Source organism: Paenibacillus chartarius, from assembly GCF_042432825.1.
Lineage (GTDB): Bacteria > Bacillota > Bacilli > Paenibacillales > NBRC-103111 > Gordoniibacillus > Gordoniibacillus chartarius.
In genome coordinates this window covers 26,568-52,800 of the sequence record NZ_JBHLWN010000020.1, presented here as the reverse complement: position 1 = coordinate 52,800, position 26,233 = coordinate 26,568, and the positions used below count along the sequence as shown (strand labels likewise).

Genomic DNA, 26,233 nt, shown 5'->3' with positions numbered 1-26,233 from the left:
ATGTGATACTTAATATTGTTAGATTGTTAGGCTGCAATATCAAACTTTATAATGTGAATATAACAAAGTTGCAGCCGTTAAGGCAACGAAAGGATGTTCATCGGTATGAGCAGAATCGAGACCGAAATGATGAGCGGTTGGGAATTTGCATTAGGAGAGCCGGAAGAGCACAACTTCAAGCCGGTTACGCTGCCGCACGATTGGGCCATCACGGCTCCGATCAATAGAAGCATGAAGCAGGCCGAGCCTCAAGGCTTTAGAGACCGGTGGGGAATCGGTTGGTATAGAAGAAACTGGGTATGCCGAGAAATCAAGCCAGGCTATGTGTATCAGCTGCAATTCGATGGGATCTATGAAAATAGTACGGTATGGGTAAACGGCATTGAAGCCGGCGGGCGAAAATACGGCTATTCCAGATTTACGCTGGATATTACAAGCTATATACGTGAAGGAGACAATCGGATTCTGGTTAAGGTGGATAACACGTCATTTCCGGCGGACAGATGGTATTCCGGAGCGGGCATTTACAGAACCGTCAAGCTGCTTGAGCTGCCCCAACATCATCTCAATCCGGAAGAAATTCATGTGAAGACGGCAATCAATGGGGATATAGGCATCGTTACCATCCTGACCGGCGTCTCTTCCTTGGTAAGAGCGAGTATCTCCGATGACAATTTGCGCATTGCAAGCGAATCCGCCAACGGAACGATTCGTCTTGAAATACCGAACGTCAAGCTTTGGAGCCCTGAACAGCCGAGCTTATATCATTTGGAATTGTCCCTTATTGAGGACGAGCAGGTTGTGGATACTTACAGCTTGCGGATCGGTGTCAGAAAGATCGAGATGATCGCCGGCAAAGGGATGTATCTGAACGGCAATCCGACCAAGATCAAGGGATTCTGCATTCACCAGGATGCGGGCTGTCTCGGAGTCGCCGTTCCGCCGGAAATCTGGAAAGACCGGCTTCTGGCCTTCAAAGCAATGGGGTGCAATGCAATCCGTACCGCTCACCACATGCCGGCATCGGAACTTCTGGATCTATGCGATGAACTGGGACTCCTTGTCTATGAAGAGCCGTTTGACAAATGGACCGGCGGAGCTTACCGAAGATATTTTGAGACGGAATGGCAGGCCGATTTGGAAATTATGGTGAAGCGGGACCGTAACCATCCGTGTATTTTTATTTGGGGTGTCGGTAACGAGGTTGAAAATCAAGGTCAGGAGTCCATGCTTAAGATTTTGAAAATGCTGAAGGAGCATCTGCTGACGCTCGACGATACCCGGCCGGTTAGTTATGCGATGAATCCGCATTTTAAATACGAAAGCAACGCGGATCTTGCCAAAGTGAAGGATATTCAGCAGTTCGTAGATGAAGTCAGCGATACGGAAATCTATGACCTGCACGAAAGAGTAGAGCGGATCCGAAAAATCGGCGAGATCGTCGATGTGATCAGCTGCAATTATCAGGAGCAGTGGTATCCGGCCATCCACGAGGCGATTCCCGATAAATTGATTTTGGGTACGGAGACTTATCAGTTCTTCCGCGGGCATCCGGATCAAATGCAGAACTTCAGCGACGAAGTCCCTTGGATCGATGTGGAAAAGCATGATTATGTCATTGGCGGCATGCTCTGGACCGGTATCGATTACTTGGGCGAATCAATGGGGTATCCCGCCAAAGGCTGGGCCGGTTCTCTGTTCTCGACCAACAATGAGCGTAAGCCGCTTTCTTATCTTTACGAGAGCTACTGGTCCGAGAAGCCGATGGTCTATCTGGCCGTTATGGACTACTCCTTGCAGGACGAAGGGGTCAAAGAGCACTGGGACACGCCAAGGTATGCGAGCCATTGGAGCTTTCCGCAGTTCAACAAGACGGTTATTCCGTATATGATCGCAACGAATTGCGAAGAAGTAACCGTGGAGCTGAACGGCAAACAGCTTTATGTGAACAAACCGGCCTCCTATCCGAACCGGATGATGACGGGCTTCGTTCCCTACTTGCCGGGAACGATTACGGTAAGAGGGTTCATTGGCGGGCAAGAGGTATGCAGCTATACACTGAGAACAGCCGGACCGGCGGTGAGACTTGCTTTTGATGCGGAGGAGCTCCGTCTGGATGCAAAGGACGGTTATCAAAAATTATTTACCGTGCGGGCAAAGGACAGCGAAGGGATACCGGTATTCCGCGAAAGCTCCAAAGTCACTTTCAAAGTGGCCGGACCGGCGGAGATCGTTGCCGTTGATAACGGTGACCTTTGTTCAAGCGAGTCTTACGACAACAATTGGATGCACATGTACCATGGCTGTGTGAGTACGGTCATCCGGTTCACGGGAGAAAAAGGGCGTGTCGTCTTATCCGCATTCTCGGAAGGCATGTATCAGGCAGACTTAGTTATTCATGTTGTTTAACGGGCCGCCCGCGCGGCCTTTTTTCTTTGTAAGCCACTCACTTGAATTAAGAACGACACACCGCTGCTGAAGATGAGAAATGAAAAGAGGCTGCCGAAGCAGCCCCTTTAAAACCATTACAGTACAAATGCGCGGCCGATGATAACCAGCAAAATGAACAGTACGAGAATGACTCCTACACTTGTTCCAAGACCGCCGAAACCGCCAAGACCGCCGAAACCGCCTGCAGCTGCTGTTGCGCCTGCGAATGCCATTGTACAAAACCCCTTTCGTTAGGAAGTAAGGCCGTGCCATATAATCTATACAGTTTGCGTTGGAATTGTTTGGACGTATATCCCCTAAGTCAACTAGCGGAACTTTCAGGTGTTTTTCAGCTAACGCTCAATATGGACTCAGGTTGCTTGGATATGCTAGGAGCATCGATTAAACAACCGAGAGGGCGAGTGCTGATTATGAAAAAAATCAATTATGTCAAGTTTGCTCTAGACATCATCATGGCGCTGCTGTTTGTGCTGTTTTTCAACAAAAACGTGCTGGGGGGCCTGACGTTCCACGAATACGCCGGGCTGTTTTTCGCGGTTGCCTACTTCACGCATGTACTGCTGAATTTAGGCTGGGTGAAACGGGTGACGGTCAAAATGTTCGACCGGAGCTTGCCCTGGAAGCTCCGCGGGAGCTATGCGCTCAACCTGCTCTTATTGATTTCGATGTCGTTCATTATCGTCAGTGGAATCCTCGTTTCCCATGTCGTATTCCCGAACATGAACGTGGCGAATCAGGGGTGGTTCAAAATGACCCATATATCGGTGTCATTTCTTGTGCTGGTCCTTGTCGGGGTGCACGTCGGGCTGCATTGGCAGTGGGTGATGCAGGTGTGGAATAAAATTTGGAGCGTTAAGGGCAAGATTGCTTGGCTGCGATATACGGCAACGGCGGCAGCGGTATTGATCCTGCTATTCGGCGTGTATGAAATCAATCAAACCGGCTTTATGAGCCGCCTCGCCAGCTCGGCCTCCGTAATCGGGATGGGCAGTCAGCAGCCGATGATGGGGGAGAAGGGGCGTTTGGAGGGCGCCGGCAGCGGGAACGTGAAACCGCAAAGGCCGGCCCAAGGCACAGCCAATGGGGCGCCGGCTCGCGGCGGGGAAGGTGCACGATTTGGAGGCGGCAGTGTAAACGTATGGAACGTCATTGTTACCTACACCGGGATCATGGCTGTGTTTGTGATCGTGACGTACTACGTAAGAAAAGGGCTTCTTCGGGCGAGGAAGCCGTCCAGAGCCGCATAGTGCCAAGGAATATCCGGTACCGCTGAAGTGCACCCTCTATAGCTGTCATTGGAAAAACATTTGTGTTTATGCCGATGAAATCTATAGGGGGTGTTTGCGATGAATTCATTACAATGTGTAGGACTCACCGTCATCCGGTACTAACACAGCAGAAGATAGGCCTTTTTCAGCAAGGTAGCTCTTTAATTCCTCTCTCGATAAGGTCCAGTGATTTACTGCTTCCATATGGACTGAAATGATTTTGGAATTTGGCGCTGCCCGATGCACGGCATCAATATCATCTTTCCCCATGACTAAAGAGCCGCCTTGCAGGAATTGATTATCCCCGCCGTTAACGACAATGATCTCCGGCTTGTGGGCTTCGATTGCTTCCCGAACGGCGTCATACCATACCGTATCTCCAGCTACGTAACATGTTTTCTCATCCGCGTGCTTGAATACAACGCCGCAAACGTTACCAGTGAATTGTAAAATGTCCCCTCGACCGTGCTCCCCTTTTGTTTTAATGATTTGAATATCTTCAAAGCGTGAACCTTCACTAAGAATTTTAACGTTTTGGAAACCGGCATTGCGGACTTCCTTCGCGTCTTCTTCATTTTGGACGAACAGGGGGATATCTTTAGGCAGGACCTCCTTGGCTTTGTCGTCAAAATGGTCTACATGGAGGTGGGTTACAATAACAGCATCAACATGAATGATGTTATCAAGGGAAGTGGGTAAGCTAACCAGCGGATTGCGCCGGTCCTGTCTCAACGAGTCGGGGAAGGGCGGGTAAGCCTCCTTGTCAGCTAAAAATGGATCGATTAAAAACTTCTTGCCCGCATATTCAACAATCAAGGTTGCATTTCTAAGTAATGTGACTTTCATGTTTAATAGCTCCTCTACTTTGTTATATAGTAATTGTAGAGGAGACGCATTTTGATTTACATAGCTTAAATCAAGTCTTATGGCGGTTTGACTTGAATCTTGAAAGTGTTATATTTTCCGGGAGGATGACTATGGATCAAACCGACTTGCTGATCTTGGCCGAATTGTCCCAAAATAGCCGTATTACCATGAAGGAATTAGGCGCAAAAGTGCATCTGACCGGACAAGCAGTTGCAAGTCGTGTAGCCAAGCTGGAGGACACCGGTGTTCTTGAGGGGTATACGATTAAAGTGAATCCTTCCCAACTAGGCTGCTTCTTGCACGGCTTTATTACGATTTTTACTAATAGCCATAATCATCAGCCGTTGCTGGCTTATTTGGCAACGCAAGGGCACTACATAGTAAATAACTACAAAATAAGCGGGGAAGGGTGTTACCTTCTTGAGTGCAGATTTCCGTCGAATGAACACGTGGATCAGTTTCTGGACGGATTGAGCGAGCATGCAAACTACAAGTTGTCAATGGTTATTAAACGTTTGTGAGGAATTATGATTCAACTGAAGTACGACCTCCTATAGTGGATTATATAAGTGTTTTATTATATGATTCTATGTGAACGGAATCGCCTCTAAGATGAGCATGCAATCAATTAGGAGGAACACATGATTTACGCAGCAGTACTGATTTTTCTAGTGACGTTAACTTTCGTTATTTGGCAGCCCAAGGGTCTGAGTATCGGATGGTCGGCCTCCGCGGGCGCCGTACTTGCTCTGATTTGTCAAGTCGTATCGTTTCAGGATGTCGTTACGGTAACCTCCATCGTCTGGAATGCTACCCTCGCTTTCGTTGCGATCATTCTCATCTCGTTGATCCTGGATCATATCGGGTTCTTTGAGTGGGCGGCGCTCCATATGGCGCGGTTCGCCAAGGGGAACGGAAGGCTGATGTTCGTTTATGTCATTTTGCTCGGCGCGGCGGTTGCGGCATTGTTTGCCAACGATGGCGCGGCGTTAATTTTGACACCGATTGTATTAGCGATGGTTAGAGCTCTCAAGCTGCCGGATAACATGATTCTGCCCTTCGTTATGGCGGGCGGCTTTATTGCGGATACGACGTCATTGCCGCTGATCGTCAGTAACCTCGTGAACATTGTTTCGGCCGACTTCTTCGGGATTGACTTCGTAACGTACGCCAGCCGGATGATCGTCACGAGTCTGTTCTCCTTGGCGGCAAGCTTAGCGGTATTGTTCTTGTATTTCCGGAACGACATCCCTGTTAGTTACGATATGAAGCAGCTTCGGCGTCCTGCAGAAGCGATTCGGGATCACAGGCTGTTCAAAGCCTCCTGGGTCATTCTCGGTATCCTGTTGATCGCTTATATCAGCAGCGGCTTCATGCACATTCCGGTGTCTATCGTCGTTGGTGCTGTGGCGCTAGTCTTTGTCATGATGGCCAGGTCCAGCAAGGCGATTGAGACGAAACGCGTGATCAAAGAGGCTCCGTGGGCGGTCGTCATTTTCTCCATCGGCATGTATGTTGTGGTCTATGGCCTCAAGAACGCGGGTTTAACGGATGCATTAGGCTCATTGATTGAAGACATGGCGGGCGGCGGCTTGCTGGCGGCGACGGTGGGGATGGGCTTTCTGGCGGCGATACTGTCCTCGATCATGAATAACTTGCCGACCGTCTTGATTGATGCTCTGGCGATCCAAGGGACTGCTGCCGAAGGCGCGGTAAGGGAGGCGCTGATATACGCGAATGTAGTAGGAAGCGACCTCGGTCCGAAAATAACGCCGATCGGCTCTCTCGCCACATTGCTATGGCTTCATGTACTGTCGGCGAAAGGTGTGAAGATTACGTGGGGCGGCTACTTCAAGACAGGAATGATTTTGACGGTTCCGACATTGCTGATCACTTTGATGGGCTTGTATTTGTGGCTTAGCGTGATTCACTCGACGACGGTAAACATCTGGCTCTTGATTGCAGGAATCGCTGTGGCGATGGCTGCGGTCGCGATGCTCTTGAAGGCCGTCAAGGGAGTTAAACCAACGAAGCGCGGTCACCAGGGCGTTTAACCGCCGGTGAGCCGGACGACAAGGAGAATGGAATCGATGGAAGCGACCAAGCCTATCGTGTATTTCTTATGTACGGGAAACTCCTGCCGCAGTCAAATGGCTGACGGGTTCCTTAAGGCGCTGGGCGGCGATAAGTTTGAGGTCAAAAGTGCGGGGCTTGAAGCCCACGGGTTGAACCCGCGCGCGGTAGCCGTGATGAAAGAGGCCGGCGTGGACATTTCCGCCCATACGTCCGATGTGATCGACCCGGAGCTCCTGAACAAAGCGAAATACGTGATTACGCTGTGCGGACATGCCGACGAGCACTGCCCGGTCATCGCGAATCCCAGCGTGGTGAAGTGGCACTGGGGCTTTGAGGACCCCGCCAAGGCTACGGGTACGGAGGAAGAGATCATGGCGAAGTTCCGGGAAGTCCGCGATTCCATTAAGGACCGGATAGCGCTGTTCGTCAAAGAAGGAGAGAGCGCAATATAGACGATTGCTAGTTTTCGTGATATGATTACTTCCGTTATTTTCACAACCTCATAGGGGAAGACAGGTGTCGAATCCTACGGATTCGTTCGCAAGGGAAGCCGGTGCAAATCCGGCACGGTCGCGCCACTGTAAGCGAGGAGCCCACCGCAAATGCCACTGTTTCGGAAGAGACGGGAAGGTGCGGAGAGGGCGATGATGCGCAAGTCAGGATACCTGCCTGTCGGAATCACCAATGGAACCTACGCGATATAGGGAAGGTGATGGGCAAGCGCCGCTTGCGTGCATTCGCATGGCTTCTTGGCGTGTCTTTTGCCGATTATACAAATCTATTACGTCGCTAGAGCACCTCCGATTGGGGGTGCTTTTTGTGTGGTTTCGCAGGTGACTCTCGGCTAGAGGAGTGAGAACGAGGTGAAGGGGAGGAGTTACAGAGGTATGGGTACATTCAAACAATGGCGGATGCGGCTCAGCAGGATCGTCATTGCGATGCTGGCCGTAACGTTGATCTCAAGCGGGCTGCTGCCGGTTCTGCCGGTGCAGGCATCAGAGGCAGTGACCGCTCCTGCGACTCGCACGGTTACGGTCCGGCAGGCCGTCAATGAGGCGGCGGCTTGGATTGTCGATCAAGGTCCCGTAACGGACGATTGGTACGCTTATTCTATTGCGAAGGCGGGAAAAACCGTAGAGAGCGGTTACCTGACTTCGGCAGAGCAGAGGGCACAGGCGTTTACTAGCGATACGCTGCCGACGGCCTATGCCAAGCTGGTGCTCGGAGTGAAGGCGGCCGGGGGCGACCCGCAATCGATTGCGGGCCGCAATTTGATCGAAGCGATCTATAATCGAGCGGATCTGCCGGCACAAGGCGCTAATGCCGTAATTTACGGTCTGCTGGCATTAGACAGCGGCAATTATATGATTCCTTCCGATGCGGCTTGGACGAAGGACAAGCTGGTGAAATGGCTGCTCCAGAAGCAGATTCCGAATCAGGGCTGGGATTTATATGAGAGTACAAAGGCGAATGTTGACATTACGGCAGCCGCGCTCTGGGCGCTGGCTCCTTACAAGGATCGCACGGATGTAGCGGCCGCCGTCAACGATGCCGTGGCGTGGCTGGCTGCTCAGCAGCAAAGCAACGGCGACCTGACCGCAGACCGCAGCAACAGCAATAGTCTGGCGATGGTCGTACTCGGCCTCTCATCCCAGCTTAAGGACGGGACACAGGGCAGCTTCGCCAAGGCGGACGGCAACCTGATCTCTGCGTTAATGAAGTATGCAAGCGGGGACGGCGGCTTCTCTTATAAAGCGGGCAGCGGATCGTCCGACGGCTTCTCCACTTATCAGGCTTTGCTGGCGTTAGCCGCTTACGACACGATGGCAGGCGGCTCGGGCCAAACGTATGAAGTACCTGTTTCAAGCGGCAGCACGAATGGCAAAGCCAAGGTGTTCATCCACGTTGAGACGAAGGACGGCACGCTTGCGGAGGGCTATGAGACGGCGAAGACGCCGCTGGAGGCGCTGCAGCAGGTAGCGGCAAGGAGCAATCTTCCGGTAGTAACAAAAGAAACGCCATTCTTCGATGTCTACTCAATCGGCAGCGTGGCGAAGACGTCAACTAGCGGCAACTATCCTTATTGGGGCTTTAATATCAAGCGCAACGGAGCTTGGACGGGGGATTGGGATTGGAGGAACGTTCAACTTCAGCCCGGCGATGAAGTTGCGGTGTTCTTTGGTCCGTACGGTGCTTCCGCAATGCTGGATACTATTGAGCTCACCCCAGCCTCGCCGAAAAATCATGAGCCGTTTCAGGTAAAGGTAACTCAATTTAACGGGACAAGCTCCGTGCCTGCTGCCGTCTATGTGCAGATTGGCGGACAGAGGATATGGACGGATTCGGAAGGCGTCGCCTATTTCCCGAACGGCTACTCGGAGACGGATCAGCGGATTGAAGTTACGGGAGCGTTGGAGGGCGGCTATCCTTCCGTTATTCGCGGAGTCAAAGAGCTGCCTCCTACCGTAACGGTCCACGTGGAGGGGCCTTCCAGCACAATCTCGTCCACGCAAGTACGAGGCGGCAATGTGTTTCAGGCTCTTCAAAATGCCGTTACGAATGTCGTGTACACCGAAGGGCAATATTTCGGTGTTCAAGCGGTCGATGGGATTACCGCTTCCGGCTATAACTGGTGGGGCTTCGCTGTGGAGCGGGCGGGGGGATGGATCCCGACGGATGGTTGGTTAACTACCCCGCTGCAGCAAAATGATGAGGTTCTCGTATATTACAGCGGAATGGACACGCAGCTTGTCAATCAGATTACAGTGACGCCGAGCGCGCCTAAGGCCGGCCAAAGCTTTACGATTCAGGTTGAGCAGAAAGATTGGCAAGGAGTTACCAAGGCATCCGGGGTGCAGGTACGGGTTGGTGAGGCTGCGGTAACGACGGATTCGAATGGCATGGCTTACTTTAGCGGGCTGCCTGCCGGCACGCATGAGCTTGTTATCACCGGCTACCGTGCCAATGAGCCGCCCAAGCTGGTCAAGTGGTCCTCCAGTCTGAAGGTAGCGCAAATCATCGATGAACCGCCTGGTCCAGGCACGGAGGAACCGACTGTTGCCGTTAGCGTGGAAGGTGACGAAGACCGGGGTACGATCCTATCGACAAGCAGTATTTCATGGAAGAGCGGCGACACGCCGTATTCGGTTATTGTTCGTGCACTTGGCGCGGACCGGGTCGAATCGTCCGGCAGCGGCTCCAATATTTACGTTAAAGGCATTGACGGGCTTCGGGAGTTCGATCACGGGCCGAAGAGCGGCTGGTTGTATGCCGTGAACTGCTCCTTCCCAAGCACTAGTGCCGGCGCCTACGTGTTGTCCCGAAATGATAGGGTATTCTGGCGCTACACCGTGAACGGCGGGGATGACGTAAAGGCCGAGCCTCTGCCAGGCTGTTCCGCATCATCCACCGGATCCGGCTCAGGAGGCATCCCGTCCGCTGATGCCGCTGCAGAGCTTGATAAAGAGCTAAGCCAGCTAAGCATCCGTTACAATCACAAGTCGGCGGTCAATGCACAGCAGCAAACAGTCGTTGTAAAAAATACGGACCAGCGCATGTCCCCTGAGGCGGCGGCACAGCTCAGGCAGCAGCTGGCTTCCAATCAGGTTCAGCTTCAGCAGCTTGTGACGGCAGATCAGACGGCCACACTCGCCGATGCGAAGGAAGAGGTCAAGCTGCTGGTCCCTGCCAGCGCTCTGAAGGAGCAGAAGACGATTACGGTTCAGGAGCAGGCCTCGTCTTCGCGTCCAGAGGTCCTCACCTCCGTCTTCGAATTCGGTCCGAACGGAACGGTGTTCGAGAAGCCGGTTTACATTTCGATCAAGGTTCCGCTGACCGGCGATCGGCTCGGCAGCCTTGCCATGGTATGGTGGAAGGAAGATACGAAGGAATGGATCCCGATCCCGGCCGTGGTTGATGCGAAGACCGGCGTCGTGACGGGAGCCGTCGATCATTTTACCAAGTTCGCCGTGATTGACAAGACGAAGCTCGCAGCGCCGGAAGCTCCTAAAGCTTCGCCTGAAGTGTCCAAGGCTTTGCAGGCGGTTGTGCAGTATGTGCTGAAGCACAACGACGTGTCGGATTGGGAAGCGTACGGACTTGCGGCTGCAGGGGCTGAGATTCCCGCTTCGTACCTCGCTTCCGTGGAGTCGAGACTGCGCGAGAAGGAAGGCAAGTTCCGGGAAGTGACCGATTATGAACGGATCGCGCTCGGTGTGATGGCAGCAGGCGGCAATCCGAGGGAGATCGCGGGCTACGACCTTATACAGAGTATCGTCAACAATGAAAGAATGACGGTTCAGGGCACGAACGGTCCGATCTTCGCCCTTACCGTCCTCGGCAGCGGCCGTTACGAGGTTTCTGCTGACAGCCTATGGACGGAGTCGAAGCTCCTGCAATGGCTGCTGCAGCGTCAAAACAGCGATGGCGGCTGGCCGCTGGCGGAGGATGACGACTCGGAAATCGACATTACCGCCATGGCAGTTGCGTCTTTAGCGCCGTACCGGACGCAGGAGGGCGTAAAGCCTGCCATCGACAAAGCGCTGGTCTGGCTGTCGAAGCAGCAGCAAGCGGACGGCGGCTTCGGTGAAGTGGGACAAGCCAACAGCGAAAGCGCTGCTCAGGTGCTTGTGGCTCTGTCCGCGCTTGGCATTCCGGCAACGGATGAGCGGTTTGTGAAATCCGGTGCCTCGGTGCTCAGCCACCTGCTCAGCTACCAGCTGGCGGACGGCAGCTTCGCCCATGAGAAGGGAAAAGACTCGAGCGAAATGGCTACCGAGCAGGCTCTGCTGGCGCTAGCCAAGTACCAGAGCCTTAACGGCCTCACGGTTTCCAACAGTCCGTCGGTATCTACACCTGCATTTGCCGACGGGCAGGACATTTCCGCTTGGGCCGCCGGCTACGTGGAGTCGGCGGTGAAGCATGGTCTGATGAACGGCATGGACGGCAACCGCTTTGCGCCACGCGAGGCGTTGACCAGAGCACAGTTCGTCGCAGTCTTGCTCCGCTTGAAGGGCGTTCAGCCTTCTGCGGCTTCGGGCGCGTCCTTCGAGGATGTACCGCAGGACAGCTGGTACAGCGGCTATGTGGCGGAAGCCAGCCGTCAAGGGCTTGTGAATGGCGTGGATGAGCGTAATTTTGCGCCGGACCGGAGCATTACAAGGCAAGAGATGGCGCTGGTCATCGACCGGGCGTTCAGCTTATCCTCAACGGAGGCCGGTACCAGCCCTTTCACCGATCTTGGCGAGGCAAGTGCGTCGGCGATCCCGTCCATCCATGCGGTGTATGCGAAGGGCTATATGGAAGGCGACGAGTATGGACGCTTCCTGCCGCAAGCAAGCGTGACGCGGGAGATGGCGGCCGCTGTCATGGTTCGGGCGTACGAGAAGCAAAAGTAATAAGGTATACTATCGAAGGGCACTGTTGAAGTGCTCTTCGATCCATTTTACGGAAAGGAGTTCATTGTCCATGGCAATCATCAAGCTTATGACGGGAGTACAGCGCATCATGGTGCTGGCTCTAGCGGCGGTGCTTCTGCTGACCGCCTGCGGGGCGAAGCCGGGCTTGTCGGAAGAGACGGCCCCGGCTCCAACGGCGGTCAATGCCCCCGGCTCTGCGGTGCCGCAGACGGCGTCGCAGCCGGAATCGCAAGCGAAGTCAGACTCGCCGTCGCAGCCGCCATCGCCGTCAGAGCAGCAGCCGCAGGTACAGCCGCAGTCGAATCCGGTCCGCCCGGAGCCGGCCAACTCCGCCAACTCTGCTAATACAGACAACGCCGCGGCTTCTTCCGCAACGTCGGCACAGGTGCAGCCTCAAGCCGGCACACCGGCAGCCGCGCCCGACAGCCGGGCTCCACAGACTGAACCGTCAGCAGCCGCGGAAACCGCCGCCGTCCCGGAGCCCAAGCCCGCAACTGCTCCTGCCGCTCAAGAGCCGACCGTAGAGATCGGCATTATCGGCGATGACAAGAAAGGGACGATCTTGGCATCCACACAAGTAGAAATACAGGACGGAGATACGGTTATCGACGTCTTGCGCCGCATTACGAAGGCGAAGAAAATACAGATGGAGACGAAGGGGACCGGCAAATCGGTATACGTGGAGGGCATTGCCAACCTATACGAATTCGACCATGGCGGCAAGAGTGGCTGGCTCTACCGGGTAAACGGCAAGTTCCCGAGCGTCAGCGCGGGAGCGTATCCGATCAGCAAAGGTGATAAGATCGAGTGGCTGTATACGAAGGACTTGGGCAAGGACGTAGGGAAGACCGAGGAGGCGGGGAGCAAGTAAGATGGACTATTCCGGCTTCCGCGCGCTTCATCCGCTCCCGTGCTTCGTTTATTTCCTGGGCGCCATGCTGTTATCCATGCTGCTCCTGCATCCTGGTTTCCTGATCGTGTCAACTGGACTGCTGCTTGTGCTCAGCTACCGGCTGAAGGGGCATGAGGGAGGCCTGCTCAACATCGGATGGATGCTGCTGTTCGGCCTCGTGCTATTCGCGCTGAATCCGTTATTTTCCCACCGCGGCGAACATATTCTGTTTTACTTATGGGAGCAGCCGATCACGCTGGAGTCGGTTGTTTACGGTTTAACGCTTTCGCTCTCCACCCTATCCCTAATCGTTACTTTCCAGTGCTACTCCAAGGTGATCACGGCGGACAAATTTCTATACCTGTTTGCCTCGGTTTGGCCGAAGGGCTCCCTCGTCACGGTGATGGGAATGCGGTTCGTTCCGCTGCTGAAGGCAAGGCTCCGTACGATTGGACAGGTTCAGCAGACCAAAGGGATCAGCCTGACGGAGGGCAGGCTGGCCAAACGGGCGGGAGACGGCATGAAGCTGCTGCAGATTTTGCTGACCTGGTCACTGGAGGATGCGCTGCAGACAGCCGATTCGATGAAGGCAAGAGGCTTCGGCTTGAAAAGCCGGAGCACCTATAAGACCTACCGTATGCGTTCGCGGGATTGGCGGGCGCTGGGCTTGATCATCGTACCTCTTCTCATTTGCATATTAGGGAGATGGACAGGAGGCTATGGACTGCTTGTCATTTACCCTTCATTAGAGTTCACTCGAATGTCGTGGGGGGATTGGCTTTATTTTGCAGTGTTCGTTTTCTATCTTGGTATCCCTTGGCTGTGGGAAGGAAAGGAGCTGTTATGGCGCTACTCGAAGTAACCGATCTTCATTTCACCTATCCGGAGCAGACCAGGTCTGTGCTGTCGGGTATTGATTTTAGCGTACGGGCCGGCGAATTGATCGTGCTGTGCGGACCATCGGGCTGCGGCAAAACAACGCTGCTGCGGCTATTGAAGTCGGAGCTGCAGCCTGCGGGGCGACTGCAGGGAGAGGTCCGGTTCTACGGGAAGCCGCTGCCTCAGCAAGACCCCGCCGAGCTGGCGTGCCGGATCGGATTGGTCCAGCAGGATCCGGAGAATCAGATCGTCATGGAAAATGTGCGGCAGGAGCTGGCCTTCGGTCTCGAGAACATGGGCGTCCCGGCGGATGTGATGCGGCGTAGAATTGCGGAGCTTGCGCATTTCTTCGGCCTGGAACGCTGGCTGCACAAGCGGACCGAAACGTTATCCGGCGGGCAAAAGCAAATCGTAAATTTGGCGGCTGCGCTCCTCCTTCAGCCCGACCTGCTGCTGCTTGATGAGCCGACGGCTCAGCTGGACCCCGTGACCGCCAAGGACTTCCTGCAAATGCTGCGCCGGTTGAACGAGGAGCTGGGCATTACGGTCATCGTTACGGAGCATCGGCTTGAGGAGCTGCTCCCTATGGCCGATAGGGTGCTGATGCTGGGGGGGGACGGCCGGCTGGAATTTGACGGGGCTTCGCGCGATTGGGTCGTTCACGTACATCAGAAGCGGGATCCAAGGTACGAGCCCTATTTGCCGTCGCTGGCACGTCTCTATTTGTCCGTTCATGAACGGAAGGGGAAGCATGAGGCGGGGCCGGGCGATGCCGGTGAGGTGCCGCTGCAGGTCAAGGAAGGAAAGAGGTGGATTCGGCAATTGCTGGCGAAGGTTGAGCCGGACCAGGCGGCTGCGACCCGGCCTGAACAGGCCGCAGATAAGCCCCGCGCTGCGCGGCCTTGCTTGCTCGAGTGCCGGGAGGTGACCTTCGGCTATGCGGACGAAAGGCTCCCCGTGCTGCGCCAGCTTGATTTGAAGGTGGAGGAGGGGGCCTTTCTCGCCATTGTCGGGGGGAACGGCGCCGGCAAATCGACGCTGCTCAAGCTGGCGGCAGGGCTCGAGAAGCCGAAGCAAGGCGACGTGCTCCTGAGAGGAATGCCGATTCGCAAAATGAAGAGGGCGGAGCTTTACCGGGAGCTGGGCTATTTGTCGCAAAATCCGCTGGCCTATTTCCTTGAGGATACCGTCGAAGAGGAGCTTCGCCGTGCGGCGGAGCGTTCCGGCGGGGAAGGCTCGCGAGAAACCCTTCGGGAGCTGATCGAGCTGCTTAACCTGCAGGCGGTTCTTCGGATGCATCCGCATGATCTTAGCGGCGGAGAGCTGCAGCGGGCGGCGCTGGCCGGCGTGCTCTTGAGCGGGCCCAAGCTGCTGCTCCTCGATGAGCCGACCAAGGGGCTCGATCCGCAGCTGAAGAAGACCTGGGGGGAACTGCTTACCGGGCTTCATAAGAAGGGGGTCACGATCGTGATGGTCACGCATGACGTGGAATTTGCCGCTGCTTATGCGAGCGAATGCGCCATGCTGTTCGACGGGGAGATCGCATCCACCGGAGCGCCGGGGCCCTTCTTCAGTCAAAACTTCTTCTATACGACAGCGATCAACCGGGTCGCCCGCGAGCTGTTTCCGGATGCCGTTACGTTCCGGGAGGTGATGAACCGATGCGCGCGGCTCGTATCGCCTTCTTAGGAAGCATTGCCGTATTTCTTCTCGCCATGGGTTATCTCTCCACCTGGTCGGACGATCAATATCTGCTGATTAGCTTCGGACTTTTGTTTGCGGCTATGCTGCCCTTTTTTGTCCGGTTCGAGCTTCGCCGGCTGCAGGCCCGGGAGATCGTCATCATCGCCTTGCTGGCTGCAATGGCGGCCGTCAGCAGAGTGCCCTTCGCTCCCCTGCCGAGCGTCCAGCCGACGAGCTTCGTCATCATCGTCTCGGCGCTTGTGTTCGGGGCGGAAAGCGGCTTTCTGATCGGGGCCTTCGCCGCGCTCGTCTCGAATATGTTTCTGGGCCAAGGGCCGTGGACGCCGTGGCAGATGTTTTCCTGGGGCATGATCGGCTGGACGGCCGGCCTGCCCGGTGCGCGCGGATGGCTTATACGCAGGAGGTGGCTGCTGCTCGCTTTTGGCTTTCTGTGGGGCTTCCTGTTTGGATGGATTATGAATTTCTGGACGGTCACCGGCTTGCTTTCGCAAGGCAACTGGGCGGGGATCGCGGCCGTATATGCCTCCAGCTTTTACTTCGATTTGGCGCATGCGCTGTCTAACGTGTTTTTCCTCGCGTTATTTGCCGGGTCTTGGGTGAAAATTTTACAGCGGTTCAAAGTAAAATACGGACTTTTAGGCGATCGGGAGTGAGGCTTTCGGCAAGAGCGATCGCGTTGCTCCAAGCTTGCGGCCGTTACGGCCGAATTCGGAAGAGGGCCTGCTTTTTATCAAAATTGAATATGTGCAGACAGGCTGTCACTCCACGATGGAGAGGCGGCCTGTTTCTCGTGGCCGGGGAAAGGCTGCTGCGGTCTTGCGGTCGGCAAGGCAGCCGGCGGGCAGATCGATGATGACGAACTGCGAAGCTGTGATATGATGGAAACGATCGAAAACAGCAATATTCCGGTAAATTTCAATAATTGGATCAAAATTTTGCCGAATATCTAACGTAGCCTCTATGTTAATCGAGAAAACTCTTAAAATCTTCGGTTTTTATTTGAATTCATGATTTGGCTATGGTATTCTTTTAATACAAGATGAAAGGGGGACGTCAAGCGTGAGAATTGTTAAGCATCCGCAGCTGCGAATTATCATGCTGTGCATCCTGACGCTTGCGTTAGCGTTCACTGTTTGCTCCCCGGCAACCGACTCCGATCTACTCGTAAACCCGGAACAAACAAATCCTCTTTATGTGCTCCACGGTTTTGTGCATGCTGTGATCGCAGTCCATTCTTCATCCTCGAGCATGAAGCTGGTGCCGATCCCGAAGCCGCTGGCGTTATATGCACTAATTATTCTAATGCATATATATCGTTCATCCCGTTTGCGTATACAGTCCTATCCTTGCGTCTTCTTGCTCCTCAAGCAGCAATTATTGCTGCCGATTAAATTTACCTCCGTGTTTGTGAACGAAGCCCTCCGATCATCGAAAAGCAGTTGAAAATCTATGATCTGGAGGAGATACGATGAATCCGCAACTGAACGAATCGAATGCGCTGATGCAGCCGCAACCGCAGCCTCAGCAGCATAGCAAGCTGTCTACATCGAAGTTTCTGAGCAGAGTTCTCTTCATGTTCCTCGGAGCTGCGTTCGTGTCTGTCGGACTCGAAATTTTTCTCGTTCCGAACCATATTATTGACGGCGGGATTGTCGGCATATCGATCATTACCTCGCATTTGACCGGCCTGCCTCTGGGCATGTTCCTTTTATTACTGAACCTGCCGTTTTTGTTCTTGGGCTATAAGCAGATCGGGAAGACGTTCGCGTTATCCACGCTCTTTTCGGTCATTGTGATGTCGATCGGCACATGGCTGCTTCACCCGGTACAACCGTTAACGATTGACCCGCTGCTGGCCGCCGTGTTCGGAGGGATCATTCTGGGTGTCGGCGTCGGCATGGTGATCCGCTTCGGCGGCTCGCTGGACGGAACGGAGATCGTAGCCATTTTGTTCACGAAGAAGCTGCCGTTTTCCGTTGGCGAGATCGTGATGTTTTTCAACTTCTTCATTCTGGGAAGCGCCGGCTTTGTGTTCGGCTGGAACAACGCGATGTACAGCTTGATCGCTTACTACATCGCGTACAAAATGATTGATATTACCATTGAAGGCTTCGATGAGTCCAAGTCCATATGGATTATCAGCGATAAGTATAGGGAGATCGGCGATGCGATTATTCACCGCTTGGGACGCGGAGTGACGTTCTTGAACGGTGAAGGGGCGTATTCCGGCGATGATAAGAAGGTCATATTTTGCGTGATCAACCGCCTGGAGGAAGCGAAAATGAAGTCGATCGTGGAAGAGGTCGACCCTGCGGCGTTCTTGGCCGTAGGCAATATTCACGACGTGAAGGGCGGGCGCTTTAAGAAGAAAAACATCCATTAAGGGATACCCGGCCGGAACGGCGGGGGAAAAGAAATACAACTTTCTGGCGTACAGGGAGTTGTATTTCTTTTTGTTGTGCATGGATTTTATAGATTACAGCCGTGCCGGCCGTGGCCAACAAGGCCGAAAAGGGCGTTGTTGGCGCCGGCTCGAGGCAGCCGTGGCCCAACAAGGCCCAAAAGGGCGTTGTTGGCGCCGGCCCAGGGCAGCCGTGGCCCAACAAGGCCGAAAAGGGCGTTGTTGGCGCCGGCTCGAGGCTAGCCGTGGCCCAACAAGGCCGAAAAGGGCGTTGTTGGCGCCGGCCCGAGGCAGCCGTGGCTCAACAAGGCCCAAAAGGGCGTTGTTGGCGCCGGCCCAAGGCCGGCCGTGGCCCAACAAGGCCGAAAAGGGCGTTGTTGGCGCCGGCCCAGGGCCAGCCGTGGCCCAACAAGGCCCACAAGGGCGTTGTTGGCGCCGGCCCGAGGCAGCCGTGGCCCAACAAGGCCCACAAGGGCGTTGTTGGCGCCGGCCCAAGGCCGGTCGTGGCCCAACAAGGCCCACAAGGGCGTTGTTGGCGCCGGCCCAGGGCCAGCCGTGGCCCAACAAGGCCGAAAAGGGCGTTGTTGGTGCCGGCCCGAGGCAGCCGTGGCCCAACAAGGCCGAAAAGGGCGTTGTTGGCGCCGGCCCAGGGCCAGCCGTGGCCCAACAAGGCCGAAAAGGGCGTTGTTGGCGCCGGCTCGAGGCAGCCGTGGCCCAACAAGGCCGAAAAGGGCGTTGTTGGCGCCGGCCCAGGGCCAGCCGTGGCCCAACAAGGCCGAAAAGGGCGTTGTTGGCGCCGGCCCAAGGCCGGCCGTGGCCCAACAAGGCCGAAAAGGGCGTTGTTGGCGCCGGCCCAAGGCCGGACGTGGCCCAACAAGGCCGAAAAGGGCGTTGTTGGCGCCGGCCCAAGGCAGCCGTGGCTCAACAAGGCCCAAAAGGGCGTTGTTGGCGCCGGCCCAAGGCCGGCCGTGGCCCAACAAGGCCCACAAGGGCGTTGTTGGCGCCGGCCCAGGGCCAGCCGTGGCCTAACAAGGCCCAAAAGGGCGTTGTTGGCGCCGGCCCAGGGCCGGCCGTGGCCCAACAAGGCCGAAAAGGGCGTTGTTGGCGCCGGCCCAAGGCCGGCCGTGGCCCAACAAGGCCGAAAAGGGCGTTGTTGGCGCCGGCCCAGGGCCGGCCGTGGCCCAACAAGGCCGAAAAGGGCGTTGTTGGCGCCGGCCCAGGGCCGGCCGTGGCCCAACAAGGCCGAAAAGGGCGTTGTTAGTGCCGGCCCGAGGCAGCCGTGGCCCAACAAGGCCGAAAAGGGCGTTGTTGGCGCCGGCCCGAGGCCGGCCGTGGCCCAACAAGGCCGAAAAGGGCGTTGTTGGCGCCGGCCCAAGGCCGGCCGTGGCCCAACAAGGCCCACATGGGCGTTGTTGACGCCGGCCCGAGGCAGCCGTGGCCCAACAAGGCCCCCCAATTACCGAAATCGCTTGACTTGGAGTGAACTCCAGATGCCATAATAGCGGATATCGGGAGGTGAACCTGCATGCTGATTGCAGAGGTAAGCGAAAAGTTTTCGATCCCCCAGGATACGCTCCGCTATTATGAACGCATCGGACTCATCCCTCGGGTGAACCGCAACAAAAGCGGGATCCGGGATTATACGGAAGAAGACTGCAAGTGGGTCGAATTCATCAAATGTATGCGTGGCGCCGGCCTGCCGGTTGAAGTGCTGATCGAGTATGTCGGGCTGTTTCAGCAGGGGGACGACACCCTGGAGGCAAGGAAGGAGCTGTTAATCGAGCAGCGACTGCAGCTATTCTCCAGAATCCAGGAAATGAGCAAAATCCTAGATCGCCTCGATGACAAAATAGCCCGTTATGAGCAGACGATTGGGAAAAAAGAAAAGTCGCTAAGAAGATCGTCGGATTAGTCGGGAAGCGGATCGTTCAGCGGTCTGCTCCGCCTGTCCGATACTCGCTTGGCGTAACCCCGACCATCCGCTTGAACAGCGCCTGAAAGCTGGGCACATCCTTGTACCCCATAGCATCGGCGATCTCTTTGATGCGAAGTGTCGTGTCCTTAAGCAGCCGGCAGCTGGCATCGATGCGAAGCTTGTGAAGGTACTCGGTATATGTCATCCCCATCGCTTGCTTGAAGCGGCGGGAAAATTGGCGTTCCCCGAGACCGCAGAAGGCGGCGGCTTCAGCCAAGCGCGGCGGATCCGCCAGCTCCTGCGGCAGCCGGCCCAGCAAATACGAGATCGGCTTCGTATACCGCAGGCCGGAGCTGCTCTCCGTTGCCAGGCGATACAGGCCGAGCAAAATTTGCCCGATATGGCTGCGCATAGCGAGAACGAACCCGGCTCTCCGTTCATGATACTCCAGATGCAGCGCATGAAAGAGCGGCCCCAGTACCCCCTCGGTATCGGTCATATGCAAATAGGCTCCTGCAGGCGGACCGGGCAGGAACAATTGCTTCACGGCAAGGTCCACCCCGCGCACACTGAGCAAATCCGCGAGTGTCTCCCGCGAAAATAAACAATTGTGAATGACGAAAGAGCCCTCCATGCTCGGCGACTTTGGCCGAAACACGTGGGAGGTGCCCGCAGGAATATAGAAAATATCGCCCCGCTGCACGCTGAATTGCCGGCCTGCAATGTAGTGATAGCCCGCTCCTTCGCTGACGCAGCTGATTTCGATGAATTCATGGTTGTGCTCCAGCCGGTAAAAGCCTTCGTAGGCGCGGTTAACAAAGTAAGGAATGTCATCGGAAAAATAGTTCATGCTCTTCGACGTTTCAATAGCTCGATGAACCATCCTGCCGCCTCCAGACGATTTGCGATGTCCGTTTTGCCCAGGTAAAAGTCGGGTTTGCCTCATACTCATCGTAGCATAATTTCCTATAATAGTAACCGTTACCATGAAAAATAGGAGGCATGCCGAATGACGGTTACTTCTGGCGAGAGGGCATCTGGGTGGACAAATCCGCCGGCTTCGCTGCGCGTTCAGCCGTTCTGGTTCTGGAACGGGGAGATGGCCGAGACGGAGATCGAGCATCAGCTGAAGGAGATGGCGGACAAGGGGGTCGGGGGCTTTTTCCTGTGTGCGCGGCAGGGGCTCACGATTCCGTATTTGTCCGCAGCATGGTTCGAACGGGTGCGGTTCACGGTAGACCGGGCCGCGGAGCTCGGACTTGAAGTGTGGCTGTACGACGAATATCCGTACCCGAGCGGGATCGCAGGCGGAGAGGTGCTGCTGGAGCATCCGGATGCGGTGCATCGAACGCTGGAGCTTGTTCAAGAGCCGTGGGCCGGCCCCGGTGTATATGAGCGGGAGCTGCCGTGGTCGCGGGAGCTGTCGGCCGTTGCGGTGCGGCAGGCGGCGGACGGATCGCTCGATTGGTCGGAGAAGCTCGACCTGTCGCCGCTGGTCGGCAATCACCAGCCGGAGCACGTGTTCCAGGAGGTCGGGTTAACGAGCTACAACCAGAAGCGGTATTTTACATATAACCCGGGCAAGAGGCTGCAATGGCGCGCACCGGAGGGGAACTGGACGATTATGCTCGTGTTGGAGCGGGCGATTGAGGACTTTAAATATTACGGCACTTTCGTCGACCCGCTGCACGATGAAGCGATGGATACGTTCCTGCGCGTCACGCATGAGCGATATGCGCAGGAGCTCGGCGAACGGCTCGGTACGACCGTCAAGGGGATGTTCACCGATGAGATCGGCTTGCTCGGCGGCGTGCCGTGGTCTCCCCAGCTGCTGTCCGCCGTTGAGCGGGAGTACGGGATCAGCCTCAGGGAGAAGCTGCCGGAGCTGCTGTTCGGCGGAAGCCCGGAGACGCCGCGGCTGCGTTACATGTATTTCCAGACGATACACCGGCTGCTTCAGGAGCGCTTTCACAAAAAGGTACACGACTGGTGCGAGCGGTATGGCATGCAGTACATTGCGGAGGTTCCTTCCGTGCGCATGACGACGCAGCGCTACAGCCACATTCCGGGGGGAGACACGGGACACGAGAAGCTCGGCAGGTCTCTGGAATGGATCTTGAACAAATACACCGGCGGCTTCCGCTATAATCCGAAGATGACGAGCTCTCTCGCCAGGCAGCTGGACCGTCCGCGCGCTCTGATCGAGTGCTTTCACAGCGTGGGGTGGTCGATGACGCTTCAGGATGCGAAGTGGATGCTCGACCGGCTGGCGGCGCTTGGCATTACGATGTTTAACTTCCACGCCTTCTATTACACGGTGAACGGGTTAACGAAGTATGACGCGCCGCCTTCGCAATTCCTGCAAAATCCGTACTGGGAGCATTTCCGCCAGCTGGGCGATTATGCGGGCAGACTGGCTCATTGGCTCGGCCAGGGGAAGGCTGACATCGCGGTCGCGGTGCTCGATCCGACGACGTCGATCTGGACGCATCTGGGCAATCCGTTTCATGAGTTTCACTACGGCGGCAAGAACGAAGAGGAGCGGGGCAGACTCAAGCAGCTGCGTGACGATTGGGTTGAGCTGTGTAAAAGCTTGCTGCTGAACGGGATCGATTACGACCATCTCGATCCGGAGCTGCTCGCGGAGGCGGACGTCAGCGGCGGAACGATTCGGCTCGGGCAGGCGGAGTACCGGGTGCTGCTGCTGCCTTCGATGACGAATCTCGAGCCTGCGGCTTGGAAGGCGATTCGTCAATTTGCAGCGGGCGGCGGTATGGTCGTGGCCACAGGGCAGCTGCCGATTGAAGAGCTGGACGAAGGGGAGCCGATTTGCGCGGAGATCCGCGAGGCGTTCCGCTCCGATTCCGCCGGCTGCTGCTTGTGGGAGCAAGCCGAGCTGCTGCCCAAGCTGAAGGAGCTGCAGCGCAATGTGAGCGATGCTCCGCTCGTACAGCTGGACGATTCAGCGCTGGGGAGCGTATTGCTGCAGCAGCGGACGCTGGACGACGGCGGCAAGCTGGTGTTTCTGAGCAATCAGGAGGGGCGGGCGGTTCGATTTCACTGCATCCTACCTGAGTCTCTGCAAGGCTGGCAGCTGGACCGGATCGATCTCACTGAAGGTGTTGAGGAGCGGATTGAGGGGCAAGGCGAGCCGGAGAAGGTCGGCATGACTTTGGGGCCTTATGAATCGCAGCTGCTCGTGCTTCGAACCAAGGCTGCGGCAGCGACGGGGCGGGAAGCAGCTCCGGTATCAGCTTCGGTATCAGAAACAGCAGCAGCTTCGGCAGCTCCGGCGCCGTCTTCGGCACCTATATCTTCCCACTCTCCTGTCCGGCCTCCCGCCCAGCCATCCTACCGCACCCTTCCGCCGCTAAGCGAATGGACGATCGCTGCGTCGCCGCACAACGGACTTCGTCTCGCGCAGTGGGAGCTTACCCTGGACGGCAGCGGTTTGCAGCCGCTGCAAGTAGAGCCGATGCCGCTGTCGAACGTGCTCGCCAAGCTGCAGGAGCCTGCGGCGCTTCCGCTCCGCTATAAGCAAATATTCGGCACGCCGGTACAGGTGCAGATCGGCTATCCGCTGCGCTGTCATTACCGGGCGCAGTTCCGGGTGGAGGAGCTGCCGGAAGCTTGCTTCCTGTTCATGGAGCAAGGAGCGTTGTCCGGTGCGTATACGGTCAAGGTGAACGGCAGACAGCTCCAGACGGAGCGATGGGAGCACGTGCGCAGATATGATCCGCACAACCGCCAAATCGATATCCGCTCCCTGATCTGGGCGGGTGACAACACGATCGACATCGAACTGCTTGCGGAGCAGCCGTGGGACGGGCTGATTCAACCGCTGCACGTTACGGGCGATTTCGGCGTCTATAGCGATCCTGAGCATGAGCGGTTCGCCATCGGGCGAAAGCCGCAAGCCGCCGTTCGTACGCCGTGGGGATTCGAGGGGTACCCGTTCTACGCCGGTGTTCTCTCCCTAACGACAACAATGGCGCTCGCGTCAGGAGCAGAAACGCCTTCCGGCGCAACAATCTGGCGCCTGCCGCCGGAATTGACGCCTTTCTACGACATAGCCGAGCTGCTGGTTGACGGCGAATCGCTCGGCGTCTGCAGCTGGACTCCGTACGAGTGGAAGCTGCCGCCGGAATCGGCGCAATCGCATCAACATTCGCTTGAGCTCCGCCTCACGAACACGCTGATCGGGATGCTGGAGGGGCAGTATTTTGACTATGAAGCACATGCAACCAAGAGGATAGCACCTTAAGCATAAATGGACTGAGGCTCATGAGCGATCATGGGCCTTTTTCCTGTGGGCAGAGGGAATTGACCGATTTCCGGGAATGAACCGGATTCTGATTGCAGCCTCGGAAGCCCAGCCGTATCAACGGGTTCGGAATTCGGATAGGAGCTCGGAAAAGAGTCAATTTTCACATCGCCGAGGTCAACGTATAGTGTGGGTAATCCGATTCGGACTGATGACAGGGAGAGAAGGGATGCACATGGATCGAAGTTTTACACAGAGTAAGCCGCAATTGTCGCAGGCGGTCGTGAGGCGTCGGCGGGGAGCGGGATTGTTGCGGGATTATCAGCTGTATTTGCTGATCGCTCTTCCCATTTTGTATTTTGTTGTGTTCAAGTACCTGCCGATGTATGGGGCGGCGATCGCGTTTCAGGACTATAACATCTTCCAGGGCGTGACCGGCAGCGAGTGGGTCGGTTTGGACAACTTCCGGCAGCTGTTCGCGATGAGCCAGTTTTATCAGGTTCTCCGGAATACGCTGATGCTGAACCTTCTGGATTTGCTGGTTTCGTTTCCGGCGCCGATTATTCTTGCTCTTCTGCTGAACGAGCTGAGGGTGCTTTGGTATAAGAAGTTTGCGCAGACGCTTCTGTACTTGCCGCATTTTATTTCGTGGATCATTATCGGCGGCCTTGTGTATCAGATGTTTGCCACGAGCGGCGGCCTGATCAACAATGTGATCGCGGGCATCGGCATTCCGCCGATTCCGTTCTTGACGGAAAAAAATATTTGGGTTCTGGTGTACCTGGCGGCGGGAGTGTGGCAAAGTGCCGGCTGGGGAACGATCATCTATTTGGCGGCGTTAACCGGCATTAACAAGGAGCTTTACGAGGCGGCTGAGGTAGACGGGGCGGGGAGATGGAAAAAAATGCGGCATATTACGCTGCCGGGCATCCGCTCGACCATCGTGGTGCTTCTCATCATCCAGCTCGGCCATATTATGACGATCGGCTTCGAGCGGCCTTTCGTGATGGGGAATACGCTTGTTATGGATTATGCGGAAGTCATCAGTACCTATGTGTATAAGGTCGGTCTGCAAGCGGCGCAATTCTCGCTGGCGACGGCGATGGGCTTATTCCAGGCACTGGTAGGACTGTTCTTCGTCGTACTGGCGAATACGATCGCCAAGCGCTTCGGGGAGCAAGGAATATGGTAGGAGGAAACGACATGTCAACGGGTGTTGCGCGCAAATCATCGGGCTTTCGGCTCACGGACGCCATCATTATGCTGGTCGTGGGAGCGGCGCTGCTGCTGTGCCTCCTGCCGTTCCTGCACATCGTCGCGATTTCGTTAAGCTCCAAGCAGGCTGTTTTATCCGGTCAGGTTACGATTTTTCCAAAGGAATTGGATTTCCACGCTTACCAGATCGTATTCAAGGATTCGCGAATGATTTGGTCGATGGTGCTCACGATCGGCCTGACTGTATCGTACACGGTGATCAGTATGGTAATGAGCATTTGTGCGGCTTATCCGTTAACGAAGGACCGGCTGAAGGGGCGGTCGGTGTTTATGCTGATCATCGTCTTCACGATGTTTTTCAGCGGCGGCTTAATTCCCGAATATTTGCTGGTGAAGCAGCTCGGTTTGCTCGACAATTTGCTGTCGCTCATCGTACCGGGCATGATCAGCGCGTTTAACTTGATCATTCTGCGGACGTTCTTCTTATCGGTTCCGGCCAGCTTGGAGGAGTCGGCGTATTTGGACGGCAGCTCCCATATCGGCAGCTTGATCCGCATCGTCCTGCCGCTATCGCTGCCGGTGCTTGCGACGCTCAGCCTGTTTTATGCGGTATCCCGATGGAACGGCTTCACGGATGCGCTCTTTTACATTACGAATGCCGATTTGTACCCGATTCAGCTGAAGCTGTATCAGATCGTCATTAACAGCCAGGTGACTGATGTGACGGCGCAGGAGGGTGCGCTTCAAGTCGAGACGGTGCCGGAAAGCATCAAAGCGGCGACCATCATGTTCGCAACGACGCCGATCCTGCTTGTGTATCCGTGGCTTCAGCGGTATTTTGTCTCCGGCGTCATGATCGGAGCGGTCAAAGGTTGATCCCCCTC

Annotated in this window: 19 protein-coding genes and 1 riboswitch; of the genes, 16 read left to right on the top strand and 3 right to left on the bottom strand. The window is 55.8% G+C overall.

The genetic code is table 11. The annotated features are described in order from the left end of the window. Positions 1–105 precede the first annotated feature (105 nt). Positions 106–2,409, top strand: a complete 2,304-nt coding sequence (locus ACFFK0_RS03685; RefSeq protein ID WP_377468545.1) for a glycoside hydrolase family 2 TIM barrel-domain containing protein — start codon at positions 106–108, stop codon at positions 2,407–2,409. A gap of 116 nt (positions 2,410–2,525) precedes the next feature. Here ACFFK0_RS03685 and ACFFK0_RS03680 read toward each other — a convergent pair whose 3' ends face one another. Continuing rightward, positions 2,526–2,663, bottom strand: coding sequence for a YjcZ family sporulation protein (locus ACFFK0_RS03680; RefSeq protein WP_377468544.1), 138 nt, complete (start codon positions 2,661–2,663; stop codon positions 2,526–2,528). A 198-nt stretch (positions 2,664–2,861) separates the two neighbouring features. Between ACFFK0_RS03680 and ACFFK0_RS03675 the strand changes: the two genes are divergently transcribed. Continuing rightward, positions 2,862–3,698, top strand: a complete 837-nt coding sequence (locus tag ACFFK0_RS03675) for a DUF4405 domain-containing protein (RefSeq protein ID WP_377468543.1) — start codon at positions 2,862–2,864, stop codon at positions 3,696–3,698. 108 nt (positions 3,699–3,806) lie between these two features. Here ACFFK0_RS03675 and ACFFK0_RS03670 read toward each other — a convergent pair whose 3' ends face one another. Beyond that, entirely contained in the window at positions 3,807–4,565 is a 759-nt protein-coding gene (locus ACFFK0_RS03670; RefSeq protein WP_377468542.1) for an MBL fold metallo-hydrolase, read from the bottom strand. A 131-nt stretch (positions 4,566–4,696) separates the two neighbouring features. Between ACFFK0_RS03670 and ACFFK0_RS03665 the strand changes: the two genes are divergently transcribed. The 11 genes from ACFFK0_RS03665 (at position 4,697) to ACFFK0_RS03615 (ending at position 19,867) form a co-directional block, all read left to right on the top strand. Further along, a complete protein-coding gene (locus ACFFK0_RS03665) occupies positions 4,697–5,107 on the top strand; it encodes an Lrp/AsnC family transcriptional regulator (protein ID WP_377468541.1) in 411 nt (136 codons plus the stop codon). A gap of 120 nt (positions 5,108–5,227) precedes the next feature. Continuing rightward, positions 5,228–6,640 carry an arsenic transporter gene (locus tag ACFFK0_RS03660; RefSeq protein WP_377468540.1) on the top strand — a complete coding sequence of 471 codons (1,413 nt, stop codon included), beginning with the start codon at positions 5,228–5,230 and terminating at the stop codon, positions 6,638–6,640. Between the two features lie 36 nt (positions 6,641–6,676). Further along, on the top strand, positions 6,677–7,114 hold the full coding sequence (gene arsC, locus ACFFK0_RS03655; RefSeq protein WP_377468539.1) for an arsenate reductase (thioredoxin): 438 nt from the start codon (positions 6,677–6,679) through the stop codon (positions 7,112–7,114). A gap of 45 nt (positions 7,115–7,159) precedes the next feature. Next, positions 7,160–7,349, top strand: a riboswitch (cobalamin riboswitch). A gap of 200 nt (positions 7,350–7,549) precedes the next feature. Continuing rightward, the gene (locus ACFFK0_RS03650; RefSeq protein ID WP_377468538.1) at positions 7,550–12,058 is read left to right on the top strand and encodes an S-layer homology domain-containing protein; all 4,509 of its coding nucleotides are present in this window, start codon (positions 7,550–7,552) and stop codon (positions 12,056–12,058) included. Positions 12,059–12,128: 70 nt separating this feature from the next. Further along, the gene (locus ACFFK0_RS03645) at positions 12,129–12,950 is read left to right on the top strand and encodes a DUF4430 domain-containing protein (RefSeq protein WP_377468537.1); all 822 of its coding nucleotides are present in this window, start codon (positions 12,129–12,131) and stop codon (positions 12,948–12,950) included. A 1-nt stretch (position 12,951) separates the two neighbouring features. After that, positions 12,952–13,833 carry an energy-coupling factor transporter transmembrane component T gene (locus ACFFK0_RS03640; protein ID WP_377468535.1) on the top strand — a complete coding sequence of 294 codons (882 nt, stop codon included), beginning with the start codon at positions 12,952–12,954 and terminating at the stop codon, positions 13,831–13,833. After that, complete coding sequence (locus ACFFK0_RS03635) at positions 13,815–15,539, top strand: ABC transporter ATP-binding protein (protein WP_377468534.1); 1,725 nt, start codon at positions 13,815–13,817, stop codon at positions 15,537–15,539. Before ACFFK0_RS03640 ends, ACFFK0_RS03635 begins: the two co-directional genes overlap by 19 nt. Then, positions 15,512–16,207 (top strand): ECF transporter S component, encoded by a 696-nt coding sequence (locus ACFFK0_RS03630; RefSeq protein ID WP_377468533.1) that lies wholly within the window; start codon positions 15,512–15,514, stop codon positions 16,205–16,207. Before ACFFK0_RS03635 ends, ACFFK0_RS03630 begins: the two co-directional genes overlap by 28 nt. Before the next feature lie 406 nt (positions 16,208–16,613). After that, the gene (locus ACFFK0_RS03625; protein ID WP_377468532.1) at positions 16,614–16,997 is read left to right on the top strand and encodes a hypothetical protein; all 384 of its coding nucleotides are present in this window, start codon (positions 16,614–16,616) and stop codon (positions 16,995–16,997) included. A 58-nt stretch (positions 16,998–17,055) separates the two neighbouring features. Beyond that, positions 17,056–17,937, top strand: a complete 882-nt coding sequence (locus ACFFK0_RS03620) for a YitT family protein (protein WP_377468564.1) — start codon at positions 17,056–17,058, stop codon at positions 17,935–17,937. 1,543 nt (positions 17,938–19,480) lie between these two features. Next, on the top strand, positions 19,481–19,867 hold the full coding sequence (locus ACFFK0_RS03615) for a MerR family transcriptional regulator (protein ID WP_377468531.1): 387 nt from the start codon (positions 19,481–19,483) through the stop codon (positions 19,865–19,867). Between the two features lie 16 nt (positions 19,868–19,883). On the opposite strand, the gene ACFFK0_RS03610 is transcribed toward ACFFK0_RS03615, so the two are convergent. Continuing rightward, entirely contained in the window at positions 19,884–20,753 is an 870-nt protein-coding gene (locus ACFFK0_RS03610) for an AraC family transcriptional regulator (RefSeq protein ID WP_377468530.1), read from the bottom strand. Positions 20,754–20,879: 126 nt separating this feature from the next. Between ACFFK0_RS03610 and ACFFK0_RS03605 the strand changes: the two genes are divergently transcribed. From ACFFK0_RS03605 to ACFFK0_RS03595, 3 genes are all read left to right on the top strand, one after another. Continuing rightward, positions 20,880–24,134 carry a type 1 glutamine amidotransferase family protein gene (locus ACFFK0_RS03605; RefSeq protein ID WP_377468529.1) on the top strand — a complete coding sequence of 1,085 codons (3,255 nt, stop codon included), beginning with the start codon at positions 20,880–20,882 and terminating at the stop codon, positions 24,132–24,134. Between the two features lie 235 nt (positions 24,135–24,369). Further along, entirely contained in the window at positions 24,370–25,326 is a 957-nt protein-coding gene (locus tag ACFFK0_RS03600; protein WP_377468528.1) for an ABC transporter permease, read from the top strand. Positions 25,327–25,337: 11 nt separating this feature from the next. After that, positions 25,338–26,225 (top strand): carbohydrate ABC transporter permease, encoded by an 888-nt coding sequence (locus tag ACFFK0_RS03595; protein WP_377468527.1) that lies wholly within the window; start codon positions 25,338–25,340, stop codon positions 26,223–26,225. Positions 26,226–26,233: the final 8 nt, after the last annotated feature.

Bases quoted from the DNA above. Each gene is read 5' to 3' on its own strand.
- ACFFK0_RS03675 (WP_377468543.1), top strand. From the start codon at position 2,862: ATGAAAAAAATCAATTATGTCAAGTTTGCTCTAGACATCATCATGGCG.
- ACFFK0_RS03660 (WP_377468540.1), top strand. From the start codon at position 5,228: ATGATTTACGCAGCAGTACTGATTTTTCTAGTGACGTTAACTTTCGTT.
- ACFFK0_RS03635 (WP_377468534.1), top strand. From the start codon at position 13,815: ATGGCGCTACTCGAAGTAACCGATCTTCATTTCACCTATCCGGAGCAG.
- ACFFK0_RS03665 (WP_377468541.1), top strand. From the start codon at position 4,697: ATGGATCAAACCGACTTGCTGATCTTGGCCGAATTGTCCCAAAATAGC.
- ACFFK0_RS03615 (WP_377468531.1), top strand. From the start codon at position 19,481: ATGCTGATTGCAGAGGTAAGCGAAAAGTTTTCGATCCCCCAGGATACG.
- ACFFK0_RS03595 (WP_377468527.1), top strand. From the start codon at position 25,338: ATGTCAACGGGTGTTGCGCGCAAATCATCGGGCTTTCGGCTCACGGAC.
- ACFFK0_RS03630 (WP_377468533.1), top strand. From the start codon at position 15,512: ATGCGCGCGGCTCGTATCGCCTTCTTAGGAAGCATTGCCGTATTTCTT.
- ACFFK0_RS03650 (WP_377468538.1), top strand. From the start codon at position 7,550: ATGGGTACATTCAAACAATGGCGGATGCGGCTCAGCAGGATCGTCATT.
- ACFFK0_RS03610 (WP_377468530.1), bottom strand. From the start codon at position 20,753: ATGGTTCATCGAGCTATTGAAACGTCGAAGAGCATGAACTATTTTTCC.
- arsC (WP_377468539.1), top strand. From the start codon at position 6,677: ATGGAAGCGACCAAGCCTATCGTGTATTTCTTATGTACGGGAAACTCC.
- ACFFK0_RS03670 (WP_377468542.1), bottom strand. From the start codon at position 4,565: ATGAAAGTCACATTACTTAGAAATGCAACCTTGATTGTTGAATATGCG.
- ACFFK0_RS03600 (WP_377468528.1), top strand. From the start codon at position 24,370: ATGGATCGAAGTTTTACACAGAGTAAGCCGCAATTGTCGCAGGCGGTC.
- ACFFK0_RS03685 (WP_377468545.1), top strand. From the start codon at position 106: ATGAGCAGAATCGAGACCGAAATGATGAGCGGTTGGGAATTTGCATTA.
- ACFFK0_RS03620 (WP_377468564.1), top strand. From the start codon at position 17,056: ATGCAGCCGCAACCGCAGCCTCAGCAGCATAGCAAGCTGTCTACATCG.
- ACFFK0_RS03605 (WP_377468529.1), top strand. From the start codon at position 20,880: ATGACGGTTACTTCTGGCGAGAGGGCATCTGGGTGGACAAATCCGCCG.
- ACFFK0_RS03680 (WP_377468544.1), bottom strand. From the start codon at position 2,663: ATGGCATTCGCAGGCGCAACAGCAGCTGCAGGCGGTTTCGGCGGTCTT.
- ACFFK0_RS03640 (WP_377468535.1), top strand. From the start codon at position 12,952: ATGGACTATTCCGGCTTCCGCGCGCTTCATCCGCTCCCGTGCTTCGTT.
- ACFFK0_RS03645 (WP_377468537.1), top strand. From the start codon at position 12,129: ATGGCAATCATCAAGCTTATGACGGGAGTACAGCGCATCATGGTGCTG.